This window comes from Roseibium sediminis (assembly GCF_008711325.1).
GTDB lineage: Bacteria > Pseudomonadota > Alphaproteobacteria > Rhizobiales > Stappiaceae > Roseibium > Roseibium sediminis.
Genome location: NZ_VXDB01000012.1, coordinates 123,544 through 136,207 on the forward strand (window position 1 = coordinate 123,544; position 12,664 = coordinate 136,207).

Genomic DNA, 12,664 nt, shown 5'->3' on the forward strand with positions numbered 1-12,664 from the left:
AAATTGCCACTGACGACTATTGGCCGGCGATAGCCACCAAGGGTGCGGTCACGATCCTGATTGGCAGCGTCACCGCCGTTTGAACCGTTCCACCAATGAAGGAACCAAGATCAGAGCCGGTTTGCGCCAGTGCCCCTGCGTTGTTGTGCTGGGTCAGAGAGCGCTGCTGCAGGATCGAGCGCAGTTCCGGCGAATAGGCCGCGAGCTGGGCGAACTTGCTGTGGTTGGCGCCATCCTGCGATTCCACATCCGTCAGGTCCACGACAATCGCACCAAGTTCCGCCAGTTCCTTGTCGTCGGAAAAGGCGCCGACACGTTCCTTGCCGCCGGCAATGGCACGTGACACTCGCAGGGCACGGTCATCCTTGGACAGGACAATGAGATACGGCTTTTGCGGCTTGCCGATCCGGCGCAGCTGAGACTTGAAGACGTCGATATCGATATCCGGCGCGGCGAGGATGACCTGCGAGACCTTTCCGTCCAGCTGCTGACGTTCGCGTTCCGGAATGCGCGCAGCGGTTTCCATCATCAGCCAGTTGCCCATCGAATGAGCCAGAATGACAATATCTTCCGCCTTGCTTTCGTTCAGCATGCGGACCGTGCGTTCCAGCGAATCCCGCGCAACAGAGGCACTGTTGAGGTCATAGACATAATCAGACAGCTGCCCGCGCGAGGCCCAGGTGAAGAGAACCGGCACGCCGTCAAATTCCGCGTCATGGACAAACTGGGTGAAGCGGTAGAGCCCTTCGGCAAAGAGCGTGTTGTAGCCATGGATGAACAGGAACACCTTCCGCTTGCCTTTTGGCATCGCGGCAAGGCGCGCGTTCAGGCGTGCCTTGAAGGCTTCGTCTCCGTCGATATATCCGGCCTTGCGGGCAACAAAGTCCGTTGCCGGGTTGCCCGGTGCTTTTTTCGGCCACTCGATCATGCCGGGCTTGTGGGTCGGCGGCACGGAAATTGTGGCTTCGGCGTAGTCGGCACCATTGCCGCGTCGTTCGCCGTTAAACAGGGTGCCGGGGGTTTCGTCTCGCTCGCGAGTCGTTGCAATCAGGATGTCATGGGTTTTTGTGCCTGCTGCAGGGTCAGAGTTGACCTCAAGGGCACCGGTAACGGGTCGGCTTCCGCAGGCGGCCAAAAAGACGCAAAAGGCCATAACAAGGCATGAGATTGAAATGGGACGAAGCGATTTGCGTGACACCAGCGGAAGTCCTGTCGATTGAAAGCAGGGTCATCAGTGGCAAGTTTTTAGGTGCGGCGCAACGTGATTGTTAAAGAGCGTTAATTTCTGCGGGGAACACGCGTTCGGCTCAGCTGGTCACGCAAGAGGAAGAATCAACATCCCGAAAAGGCAGGCCAAAACGCCGATCTGCTGAATGGCACCAAGAACATCTCCCGTCGCTCCACCTATTTTCGCTCTTGCGAGTTGCGCAATGCCCTGCGCCGACAAAATGCCAAATCCGCAGCCTGTGATCAGGGCAAGTGGCGGCAGCTTGATCAGGGCAGGGAGCATGCAAAGGACAGCGAGTGCGAAGGCGATCAGCACGGATGTCCTGTTCGGTGTGCCAAAGCGGGCGGCAAGCCCGGTCGGGCGGGCAGGGGGTAACTGGTTCCACTGCCAAACGATCAGCGCACGCGAAAAAGCCTCCAGCCCGAGAAGTGTCACCATGGCCACAGCTGGTCCAAAACGAATGATCAGCTCGGCAATCAGAACCGCTTTCAGGCCAAGCGCGAGCACAAGGGCGATCGTGCCGAAGGCGCCGATGCGGCTGTCCTTCATGATGTCCAGCCGCCGTTCCGGTGTGTGGCCGCCGAAGAAGCCGTCGGCAATATCCGCCAGCCCATCTTCATGCAACGCGCCTGTGACGATTGCCAAGAGGGCAACCACCAGAAGGGCTATGCCCAGCGGTGGGAAAGCTGTGTAGCCGAGAGCAAGCCCGAGGGCTGCTGCGGGAAGGGCAACAAATGCCCCCGCCAGAGGGGCCGCACGCGCCTGAGTGGTGAAATCCGGCAAGGCTGCAGGCTCATCCAGCCGGTTGACCTGGGAGACCGGGATACGGGAGAAAAACCGGATGCAGCTTGCGGCATCCGCCAGCAATTTCAGTGCGAATTCGCCTTTGGTTGAAGGGATTTGGCCGCTGGCAGCACCGTTTTGTGCATTGGTGTCGTTTTCAGAGGCCATCCATACCGCCCTCGGCTTGTCTTTTGCTTGCCCACCGTTATAGATCGGCTGCAGTAGAACTCAATCATGTCCTGTCATTCCTGCGGAGCCTTGAGCCGATGTCCCTTGCCGAAACCGCGATGCCCTTTTCCGATATCCGCAATCTCGTCAAGGCGATGCCGGGGCCGGATGCGGAGGCGCTGGCGGCTGTCCGGGCTCGCGATGCCCAGCTGACGAAGCCTGCCGGATCGCTCGGGAAACTGGAAGAAATCGTCGAGTGGTATGCCAGCTGGTCCGGCAAGGGTGCGCCCAAGATCACCCGTCCGCTGGTCGGGATCTTTGCAACGGCCCATGGTGTTGCGGAAGAAGGCGTGTCTGCGTTCCCGTCTGCGGTCAACCGCCAGATGGTCGACAACTTTGCAGCTGGCGGTGCGGCGATCAACCAGATCTGCCGGGTGAATGACATTGGTCTGAAGGTGTTTGATCTGGCCGTCGATCTGCCAACGCCCTCCATTACCAAACAGGACGCAATGGACGAGCCGAACTGCGCGGCCACGATGGCCTATGGCATGGAAGCTCTTGCGGGCGGTATCGACCTCATCTGTCTCGGCGAAATGGGTATCGGCAACACGACGGTTGCAGCTGCTATCTACAACGCGCTTTTTGGCGGTGAGGCCGAGGACTGGGTTGGCAGGGGAACCGGCGTTGATGACGAAGGCCTGAAGCGCAAGGCGGACGCGGTTCGCACCGCTGTTGCCCGTCTTGGCGGCGAAAAGGACCCGCTGGAAATCCTTCGCCGGATTGGCGGGCGCGAGATCGCTGCCATGGCAGGCCTCATCATTGCCGCCCGCCTGCAGCGCGTGCCCTTGATTGTCGACGGGTTTGTGACAACGGCCGCTGCTGCAGTTGTCTATGCGATGGATCCGAAAGGGCTGGATCACTGCCTGTTTGCCCATGTCTCGGCCGAAACCGCGCACAAGCGGGCATTGGATGTCATGGGCAAGGAGGCGCTGTTCGATTTCGGTATGCGCCTTGGTGAGGGCTCCGGCGGCGCGCTGGCAGCCGGTATTGTGAAGGCCGCACTGGAAACCCATGCAGGCATGGCGACATTCGCCGATGCGGGCGTATCGGAAAAATCCTGAGACTTATGAGTGTGAGGGCAGGGCCGCCGATCAGGCGGTCTTGCGAACAGCGTCCGTACGCAGACGCAGCGTGTCCGACGGGTCGGTTGCCCGTTTCATGATCCGCGATGCGGGCAGGGTCATCAGGGCTTCGGTGCCTTCATGCAGCTTGGAGCGCAAGGTGAACTTGCCGCCATGCATGTTGACCAGCGCCTGAACGATCGAGAGGCCAAGGCCTGTGCCCTGTTCGGCGCTCTTGATTGCCATGGAGCCTTGACCGAAAGCTTCCATGACCACCGGGATTTCCTCTTCCGGAATGCCCGGACCGTTGTCCTTCACTGAAACATACTGGCCGCCACCAGAGGTCCAGCCAACGGTGATGCGAACGTCTCCGCCGACAGGCGTGAATTTCACCGCGTTGGATAAGAGGTTCAGCACGACCTGACGCAGTGCGCGTTCGTCCGCCCAGACCTGCGGCATGTTCTTCTCGAAATGGGAATGCAAGGTGAGGTTCCGGTCGCCGGCCCGGATCTTCATCATGTTGATGCACTCTTCCACGACCTCGGTCAGGTACAGCGCTTCTTCCTGCAGTTCGTGCCGCCCGGCCTCGATGCGTGACAGGTCGAGAATTTCGTTGATCAGGTTCAGGAGATGCTGGCCCGAGCCATGAATGTCTCCGGCATAAGACTTGTACTGGTCGTTTTTCATCGGGCCCAGTACTTCGTCCTTCATGACTTCCGAGAAGCCAAGAATGGCGTTGAGCGGTGTGCGCAGCTCATGGCTCATGGTTGCCAGAAAACGGGACTTTGCCATGTTGGCCGCTTCTGCCCGGCGACGGGATTCATCCGACAGGGCATTGGCCGTTTCCAGCTCGGCAATCAGGTGATCCTTCTCTGCGCGATATTCCAGGATCATGTTAGCGTTCTTGATCAACTGGTTGCCAAGGATCAGGAAAAAGCCTTGCGCACCGATGGCCATGGCGGCCAGTGTGTAATGGATCGGCGTCGCGCTCTGCAGGAAGGCGATGGCAATGGCGATGGTGATCGGCAAGGTGCTGGCCATCAGCGCGCGCGGGATGGTGGCCGCCTGCATGGTGTTCATCGCAACCACGATCAGCATGGAGGCAAACTGGAACACAAGCACGCCTTCAGACGCTGTCTGATTGACTGGCAGGAGGAAAAACGTCGCCCAGCAGAAGCCGTAGGCCAGATCGCCCAGACAGAAATGCGGCAGCCAGCGGGAGCGGGCGCGCTCTTCGGAGGTCGAACGTTCGTAGCGCGAGCACGTGAAGACCATGTAGGCATGCATGCCGATGGTGATCGCACACCAGATTGCGACGTGAAGCGGCTGGATCCAGAGTGTCGAGATACCTGCGATGATCAACGCCAGCATGGGAACGGCATAGGCCGCGCTGATGCGCGTATCTGCAAAAAGATGCAGCCGTTCGATCTGAAACTGGGCGTTGGTCGTGTCCGGTCCACCAAGACTTTGCCGGACGTCTTTCAGGGTGCGTGCCACTTCCCGCCGACGCTGCGCGCGTTTACGGTTGAACACGTCCCTTGTTTCGTCTGAACTGGTACTGGTGGAACCCATGAACTCAAGCAAACTGTTGTCGGTTTCTTGCCGCGATGGTCGCGGTTCAATAGTTTTGACTCACAGTTTCTTAAGATCGTCCTCAGACACGTGGTAAATAAAGTGTAAGGATATCAATGTGCTCGGAGGGGGAGTGGAGAATTTGACAGAGCTTTCAGGTCTCTTGGAGGATATTCGCAATTGTCGGATCTGCGTCGAAAATCCGCAGAAGTCACCGCTGCCCCATGAACCGCGTCCCGTGCTTCAGGTGTCCGCCAGTGCCCGACTTTGCATTTGCGGGCAGGCGCCGGGAACGCGGGTTCACAAGAGCGGGCGACCCTTTACCGATCCGTCTGGCGACCGACTGCGGGACTGGATGGGGATCGGGGAGGACATTTTTTATGACGCGGACAAGCTGGCCATCATTCCGATGGGTTTCTGTTTTCCGGGTCTGGATGCGAAGGGCGGGGACCTGCCACCGCGCACGGAATGCCGCGCCGCCTGGCATGATCGCCTGTTTGCCCTTGTGCCGCAGGTCGAGCTGATCCTCGTTATCGGCCAGTACGCGCAGGCCTATCATCTCGGCAAGGATCGGAGGAAGAGCCTGACCGAGACGGTTGCCGACTGGCGAGACTTCTGGGACAGGGACAGAGCAGAAGGCCAACGCCGCATCCTGCCACTTCCGCACCCATCCTGGCGCAACAATGCGTGGATCAAGAAGAACCCATGGTTCGAAAGCCAGTTGTTGCCGGTCCTAAGGCAGGAAGTGAAGAGGTTGGTGTGAGAGTGAGAGATTTCACTGATTGCCAAACCAACGGCTTCAACCTTCCATTTTTTGCTTTTGCAACCGATTTTTCTTCACATTTCTAAATACCTACCTTGGTTCCCGTCCTAGTCGCTTCTCTTTTCTGTCAAGTTCTGCTTTGACGCTGATGCGTTTAGTTCCAATTGAGGAATGGCGGTTAAACAGCCGTTCCTGAAACATGTGGATCGGGTGGACGTGATCTATCTGCTGGCTGGGGCGGATGGACCGAAAGGCTCTGGAAGTGGGGAGGGGAAAACGGTGGGTTTCATAGTCAAGAAAAACCAGATGGAACTGGTGAAGGCCTTGGGTATCTATACAAACCTCATTGAAGATCTCGGCCTTGTTGTCACTCAGGAGTATGACTTCAATTATCTGGCGGATATCTGTGACGATGCGCATGAGCACCGCCTCAGCGAGCAGTTCTCTCCGCGCTATTTTGACTTTACGCCGGACAATTCCTTTTGGGTGTGTGTTTCCAATCGGCGTGGAGATATCCTGTCATTTCAGGCGGCTCGGCTGGACTATCTCGCCGGGATTTCCCTGAAGCAGCATTGGGCGGCCCAGCAACGCCGCATCTATTGTGATCCCTATCCCGATCAGGAGCCGGAACTGGGGGTTAATCATGCCTACGCGACAGAAAAGATAACGGGGCGAGTGGTTTATCACGGGGAAATGTGGCTGCACCCGGATCTGCGGGGAGGGCGGAAACTCGGCGGACCAATCTGTCGTATTGGTCAGCTTCTGGCGTTTCTCAAGTGGGATTTTGACTACATTTATTGCTTTATATCGGATGTATTGCACCATAAGGGCTTTACGGCTGCGCAGGGCTACCAGAATTGCGAACCGTTTGGCACGGACTGGGTTCGTCCGCCATCGCATATCCCGACCGACGACTATCTATGCTGGAACCAGCCGCACAATCTTGTCAGGCTTGCATGGGCAACCATTCGATCGGCTTGACGGGAGCCGTCATGCAACAGAGGACGCGCTTGTATTTTCCGACCCGCACAGGAACGATAAGCCGCTCATACATGACGCGCATGGCTCGTCCGTGCAAATCACTGGTGGATGTCTGGACGATATCAAGGCTCGGGCTTCCCTGAATGGCAGCGTGATAGCCAGGGGCAACCAACCGTTCCAGATCCTCATCCGGCGTCTTGTCCGGGAACGCGCTGGATTGAATCCAGTCTTCTCCAAAGCAATCTACAGCGAATGACTTTCTTCCTATGGCGATCAGCGGCGGAGAAAGGCCGTCTATGGCGGCAAATGCACTGCAGGTCATGCGATAGCGAAGCTGGAGCGGGAAGTCCGGCAAGCACAGCTGATCCTTGCGGTTTTCCCAATATACTTTCCAGAATGCAGTCGTCTGGTCCTGCGCCAGCCCCTTGTCCAGATAGTCGTAGTTAAGGGTAAAGACGTCGTTCAATGCACTGATCCCGTCTCGGACTTGCGCAGCCGACGGATCAGTATCCATGCCAGAGTTGCTGCGGCATTGAAATCATTGTCGTTTATGTCTTCCAGTGCTGATGTCTGGAAGTGTTGCTCCAGAAGGTCGGTCAACAGATGGACGGAGTCATATCTCTGGATTTCACGTAGGATTTGCTGTTCGCGTTCCTGACGGGTTAGAACTCTGGCATCCTTCAGGATCTCCCAAAGTTCTTCGCGATCAGAAAAATTCATGGCTTAAATCCTTGGGCTAGGAAATTTTGCTCTTTCGACCCTTGTTCTCGATTTCACTATAAAGAAGTAAGATCAGGTCCGAGAGTTTATCGGGACTGAGCTCAAGTCCAGCTGTTTCCAACGAATGAATTGCAGCTGTTGTCGCTTTTCTGTGAATTTCGGTATCAAACTTACGCAAGGTTTCTCGCAATTGCTCCTCTCCTGTCAAAAAATATGCTGCCGGACACCAAGTCGTATCTCTTCTTCATGGAGTTGGTGAAACGATTTTGACTTTGCTGATGGTTGCGCTTTTCTGATTCTGGATGATTTCTCCAATTTAATGACGTCATTGTACCCGGCATTTGAGCCAAATTCAGCAGTAAAACACTTGGTGCCGTTTCTCATTTCACGACAAGAAATCACGAGTTGTCATGCGGTTGCATCTTCTTTGGCTGCATCTTGAGGCTTTTTGTCTTCAAGCTAGCGCGCTACCGAGTTTTGGCCTCAATCATCGTTATGCTGACCGACATGTGCATTGTGCCGATTACGATCAGGAGTCACTCATGACAAACCAGAAATCCCGTCTTGCTACTGCGGTTGCCTTATTGATGGTTTCGTCCGGAGTTGCCTTTGCTCAGGGGCTGACGGTTGAGCTGAATCGGGATCAGGCTACAGCGTCCAGTATCGACAACCTTGCTCCCTATCCTGCGCCGCAGGATGGCTGGACGCGCTATGTCATCCATCTCCCCTATCATCTGGGAGAGCCTGTTACCAACGGCCCGATGTTTGACCCCGCGCGGTCGGTTGAACTGCTTGTCGGAAAGGTGATGGAGGTGGATTGCAATACGCACCGGGGCAGTGGCGAGCTCGTTTCAGAGACTGTTCAAGGCTGGGGATACAGCTACTTGCGGGCCGAGCTTGGCCAAGATGTCATGAGCACCCTGATGGGGTGCCCGGACGCTAGCAAGAAGGAAGCCTTTGTTGCTTTCGCAGGCACCAAAACGGACTACAATTCCGCGCTCCCCCTCGTGATCTACGCTCCCGACGATGCAGTCCTGCGCTATCGGTTCTGGACCGCTGATGCAGACTATTTTGAAGCGCGGTGAGATTTACGTCGCAGTTTGGCGTCTTGAGGAAATTCGCAAGCCGTTTCTATCCGCTCCAGAGCTCCGTGCCGGGATAAAACTGGGACCAGGCGAACCAGAATGCCTCATGGCTTCCCAGATCCGCGCCAGTGTCATCCACAGCGCGTATGCCGCCAGCGTCCAGAACTAGGCGAATGTTCTCAAACGTTACGGCTGAACCTCGCTGCAGAGCAATCATTGCCTTGCTCCGCTGGAAGGCAACCGGTTTGCCCGAACTTGTGATGGCGCCGATCACATCTTCATGCACTGGCAACCGTGGATCGACATCCCCAATGGGAAAGATCGGTCCATCGGCATCACGCCCGTTGCGAAAATCCGGATTGCGCCCAAGCGCATAACGCTCCTTCAGGACAGTTGTGTCCGGGTGCTCCTTCTTCCAGCGTCCCCAATCGGTTGTCACAACCGTTGCCTGTTCAAGTTTCACACCCTTTTCGACAAGAGGGCCGGTGACTGCATGGCCGAGGAACGTGTCGAAAATCGAATGGGTATTCAGGTCATACATGACCTTGTTGGAGCGAATGAGGAGGCCTGAAGTGCGCAAGATCGGGCGTTCGACGCCTGATGGGACATTGTCCGTGAAATAGGCCTGCGCAGAACCGCACAAGGTACAATAGGGAATGCCGAGATCCCGGCCGCCAAGCGTATCGTTGACCATTTCCCGCACTTCCATGATCCGGCGCGGATAGGCGCGGGATTGTCCGTTTACGGTCACGCCGAAGACTATGTCATCATTCTTGAGCCAGGTTGCTTCCCCAGCTGTCGTGACTTCCGGATTGTCTGCCGCGGGAATGCAATTGCATGCCTCGTCCGTCTTGTCATGCGGCCGAGCATCGATCAGGACACCACCCCACGAGACGAGGCGCCAATCCAGATTGCCTTCCTGGAAAATCTTCTCCCAACCGGGAATGACGCCGGTGAAGATCGCCCGCTTGATCTCAAAATAGCCAGGAGGGGCAGGAACGTCCCAAGCGATGAGATGGTCCGTCACCGCTCCCCAGGAATTATCGGTGCGAAGATCCTTGCCCAAGAGTTCCGAAGCGGTATCGACAAGTACCCAGTTCAATTGGGCGGACGTGGAAAACCGCATCAGGTCACTAATAACCCACACGATCCGTGGGTCCCCAGAAACTGATATCTTTTCCAACGCTTCGGACTGTTCTGGTCCCCAACTGCCCTTGGTTATGCTGTCGACAAAGGCTGTTTCAACCGCCGAGTGCAGATCACGGGAAAGTGGCCCGGCTGGAATGGTCGGGCGTTTTCCAAAGGTCTTGAGCACATATTCAGTCAACGGGGGGAGTTCCTTGGCCAGAGCCGGGGTGTAGGGCAATGTTGCAAGCACAACTGCAGCGCATGCACTGACCAATGCACGTTGCCAATTTCCATTTGCCTTTGTCATGAACTGGTCCTTTCGGCAGGGATACCGATACTGATGTGAGGGCGTGGGTCGCACCATTTGCCGTCATCGGTTTCGGGTGAATTCAGGACATTCATCAGCACTCAGAAAAATATGGGCTGGGAATGAGTGAGGACCAATCACATTCCGATCAGAGTGAGGTGATCATGCCGTTCCCTTGATCGTTCCAGCCCTTTTGTATCTTGTAGAAGATGTGGTCCCTGTACCTCCGGACCAGTCAGCGTCATTGGGTTTCGTTCACGTCAGAAGGTCAATTGATGGCTCGAAAAAACAAAAACGCCCAGCCAAAACTGGCCGGGCGTTTTTGTTGGATCTTGCTTGGGAGAAAGATCGGATCAGTTGGTTGCCGGGGCTGGCTGGGTGTCCGGGCCGTTGATCGGCAGGTCTGCCTGACGGGTCCAGCCAACCATGCTGTCATCATAGAGGGTTACGTTCTCGCGGCCCTGCAGTTCGCTGAGGATGAACCAGTTGGTTGCTGCCCAGTGACCGGTGTTGCAGTAGGAAATGATCGGCTTGTCTTCTGAGGTCAGGCTTGCCGGGACCAGGCTGGCAATCTGGTCAGGCGATTTCAACCGGTTGGTTGCCTTGTCGTAGAACTGCGCCTGATCAAGGTTCACCGCGCCGGGAATGTGACCAAAGCGGGTAGAAGCCTTGTGCTTTTCCTTGCCGTCAAACTGGTTCTGCGGACGGCCATCCAGCAGGATCACATCGGAGGTGAGGGCAGAGGCAACTTCGTCGGTCGAGATCAGCAGGTCCTGATTGATCTCGGCGATGAACATGTCGCCTTCCGGGACGACGTTGCCGGTTTCCAGCGGACGGTTTTCGGCGACCCACGCCTCATGACCGCCGTCAAGGATCGTAACCGCCTCATGGCCGAGATACTTGAAGGTCCAGTAGATGCGGGCGGCAGAGCCGAATTCGAGGCTGGACTTGCCATGCGGAACAATCACGACGGCCTTGTCTTCCGAAACGCCGATTTCGGAAAGGGCCGCTTCCAGCTTGTCGATGGAGGGCAGCACGCCTTCCACGCCGTTGCGCTCGGTGCGCCAATAGCCCGGATATTCACTCCAGACGGCGCCTGGGATGTGACCCTTGAGATAATCATCACGGCCGGACTTGGAGATCGCGGACCGGGTATCGAGAATCACGATTTCGCCGCTGCCGAGGTTTTGCTCCAGCCAGCTGGTTGAGACCAGAGGCGTGACTTCAGGGGCGGCAAGCGCGCTCGCCATGACGCTTGCCGTCACTGCTGCCGCGGTTACAACCCTTGTGAATGCTGCCTTCAGGATCTTCATGACACCCCGACCTCATGCTGAAAAAATATTCTATTGAATGTCGTAATTGACATTTTTCAGAAAAAAGGCAATGGAATTAGCCGCTCGCGAGAGAAGAAAAATCTAATGTTTCCGCCGGGTTCTCGGCGTTGGAACATTATTCCAATCCGCTCTCACGAATTAAAATTCGAATCCAGCCGGTTTTCATCCCTATGCCGGCTCGGTCTGTTCAAACCAGTCTGGAAACTGAAATGATCGATCGTATTGATCGCCGCATCCTGTCCATCCTGCAGGAAGATTGCACGGTCCCTGTTGCCGAGATCGGCCGCCGCGTGGGCCTGTCAACGACCCCTTGCTGGCGCCGAATCCAGAAGATGGAGGAGGACGGCGTCATCACCGGGCGTGTGGCTGTTCTGGATCCGGCAAAGGTAAATGCCAAGGTCACGGCGTTTGTCTCGATCATCACGAACCAGCATTCCGAGGACTGGCTGCGCAAGTTTGCAGATGTGATCCGGGAATTTCCAGAAGTTGTCGAGTTTTACCGGATGGCGGGGCAGGTGGATTACCTCTTGCGCGTCGCCGTTCCCGATATCGAGGCCTATGACGCGTTCTACAAGAAGCTGATTGCCAAGATCGACATATCGGACGTTTCGACCACGTTTGCCATGGAGCAGATCAAGAATACGACGGCCTTGCCACTCGGCTATGTTCCGGCGGAAAAACCCAAGCCGGAATAACTGTCGTCTTTGCCTGTGCGGCTGATCAAAACTTCTTGATGCGACAAGGTGCTTCTGTTGCTTCCCGGCGGCTCTGATAGAGTTTTGCAGGGGAAGAGGAGGCGCGTCATGAAAATGTCCGCAAATGCATATGTTCGTTTGGGGTTTGGCCTTGGTGTCGCATTGGCGATGCAGGGGGGAAGTGCCACTGCACAGGAGCGGTTGACCGATCTCATGATGGGCGTCACGGGGTATGCCGTGTCGGGCGAATTCGAGGATGTGGTATTCAATCTGGAAACCGCCATCGTCAATCGCGGACTGGTGATCGATTACGTCTCCCATGTTGGCGAGATGCTCGACCGTACCGGAGCAGATGTTGGAGCTGGTACCAAGGTCTTCCTCAATGCCCAGACCAATCTCTTTTGTTCATCGGTGCTCTCCAGAGCAGTGATGGAGGCCGATGCCTCTGCAATCGCCTACTGTCCCTATTCCATCTTCGCCTACGAGACAGCAGACGAGCCGGGCAAGGTCGTTGTGGGCTACAGGCCACTTCCGCTGACAGGTGCTTCCGCAGAAGCTGCCCAAGCGGTGAATGATCTTCTTGAAGAAATTGCCCTTGAGGCTGTTGCTGAGTAATGTTGAAGCTTCTGGGTCTGGTTATTTTTAACTAGAAAATAAATTGAGTTTTATAGCCAAAATGAACCTCGTTATTGGAGGTTCGTGTCATATTTGCTTATCTGTGTTTGGTTCTGCCTCAGTGATTTATTTATGTTTGGTCTGAATACTCATTCCGGTCTTTG

General features: G+C 56.1%; 13 protein-coding genes. 6 read left to right on the forward strand and 7 right to left on the reverse strand.

Annotated features, from left to right (window positions below; genetic code table 11):
- Window positions 1–16: 16 nt before the first annotated feature.
- Window positions 17–1,198 carry an alpha/beta hydrolase gene (locus tag F0155_RS13655; RefSeq protein ID WP_208999272.1) on the reverse strand — a complete coding sequence of 394 codons (1,182 nt, stop codon included), beginning with the start codon at window positions 1,196–1,198 and terminating at the stop codon, window positions 17–19.
- 117 nt (window positions 1,199–1,315) lie between these two features.
- Entirely contained in the window at window positions 1,316–2,179 is an 864-nt protein-coding gene (locus F0155_RS13660) for an adenosylcobinamide-GDP ribazoletransferase (RefSeq protein ID WP_150525083.1), read from the reverse strand.
- A gap of 98 nt (window positions 2,180–2,277) precedes the next feature.
- On the opposite strand from F0155_RS13660, the gene cobT reads away from it, so the two are divergent.
- Window positions 2,278–3,300, forward strand: coding sequence for a nicotinate-nucleotide--dimethylbenzimidazole phosphoribosyltransferase (cobT, locus tag F0155_RS13665; RefSeq protein ID WP_150525084.1), 1,023 nt, complete (start codon window positions 2,278–2,280; stop codon window positions 3,298–3,300).
- Between the two features lie 30 nt (window positions 3,301–3,330).
- Here cobT and F0155_RS13670 read toward each other — a convergent pair whose 3' ends face one another.
- Entirely contained in the window at window positions 3,331–4,872 is a 1,542-nt protein-coding gene (locus F0155_RS13670; protein ID WP_150525085.1) for a sensor histidine kinase, read from the reverse strand.
- A gap of 142 nt (window positions 4,873–5,014) precedes the next feature.
- Between F0155_RS13670 and F0155_RS13675 the strand changes: the two genes are divergently transcribed.
- Window positions 5,015–5,635: a uracil-DNA glycosylase family protein gene (locus tag F0155_RS13675; protein ID WP_150525086.1), complete on the forward strand. Its 621-nt coding sequence runs from the start codon at window positions 5,015–5,017 to the stop codon at window positions 5,633–5,635.
- A gap of 171 nt (window positions 5,636–5,806) precedes the next feature.
- Window positions 5,807–6,616 (forward strand): hypothetical protein, encoded by an 810-nt coding sequence (locus F0155_RS13680; RefSeq protein ID WP_150525087.1) that lies wholly within the window; start codon window positions 5,807–5,809, stop codon window positions 6,614–6,616.
- On the opposite strand, the gene F0155_RS13685 is transcribed toward F0155_RS13680, so the two are convergent.
- Both F0155_RS13685 and F0155_RS13690 read right to left on the reverse strand, forming a co-directional pair.
- Entirely contained in the window at window positions 6,582–7,082 is a 501-nt protein-coding gene (locus F0155_RS13685) for a hypothetical protein (RefSeq protein WP_150525088.1), read from the reverse strand. The two genes, F0155_RS13680 and F0155_RS13685, sit on opposite strands and share 35 nt — an antisense overlap.
- A complete protein-coding gene (locus tag F0155_RS13690) occupies window positions 7,079–7,336 on the reverse strand; it encodes a hypothetical protein (RefSeq protein ID WP_150525089.1) in 258 nt (85 codons plus the stop codon). Before F0155_RS13690 ends, F0155_RS13685 begins: the two co-directional genes overlap by 4 nt.
- A 542-nt stretch (window positions 7,337–7,878) precedes the next feature.
- Between F0155_RS13690 and F0155_RS13695 the strand changes: the two genes are divergently transcribed.
- Entirely contained in the window at window positions 7,879–8,421 is a 543-nt protein-coding gene (locus tag F0155_RS13695) for an ecotin family protein (protein WP_204934475.1), read from the forward strand.
- Between the two features lie 46 nt (window positions 8,422–8,467).
- On the opposite strand, the gene F0155_RS13700 is transcribed toward F0155_RS13695, so the two are convergent.
- Together F0155_RS13700 and F0155_RS13705 are read right to left on the reverse strand one after the other, a co-directional pair.
- Window positions 8,468–9,856 (reverse strand): DUF3179 domain-containing (seleno)protein, encoded by a 1,389-nt coding sequence (locus tag F0155_RS13700; protein ID WP_150525090.1) that lies wholly within the window; start codon window positions 9,854–9,856, stop codon window positions 8,468–8,470.
- Window positions 9,857–10,209: 353 nt separating this feature from the next.
- Window positions 10,210–11,169: a sulfurtransferase gene (locus tag F0155_RS13705; RefSeq protein ID WP_150525091.1), complete on the reverse strand. Its 960-nt coding sequence runs from the start codon at window positions 11,167–11,169 to the stop codon at window positions 10,210–10,212.
- 230 nt (window positions 11,170–11,399) lie between these two features.
- On the opposite strand from F0155_RS13705, the gene F0155_RS13710 reads away from it, so the two are divergent.
- Window positions 11,400–11,885, forward strand: coding sequence for an Lrp/AsnC family transcriptional regulator (locus F0155_RS13710; RefSeq protein WP_150525092.1), 486 nt, complete (start codon window positions 11,400–11,402; stop codon window positions 11,883–11,885).
- 108 nt (window positions 11,886–11,993) lie between these two features.
- On the forward strand, window positions 11,994–12,500 hold the full coding sequence (locus tag F0155_RS13715; protein WP_150525093.1) for a DUF302 domain-containing protein: 507 nt from the start codon (window positions 11,994–11,996) through the stop codon (window positions 12,498–12,500).
- Window positions 12,501–12,664: the final 164 nt, after the last annotated feature.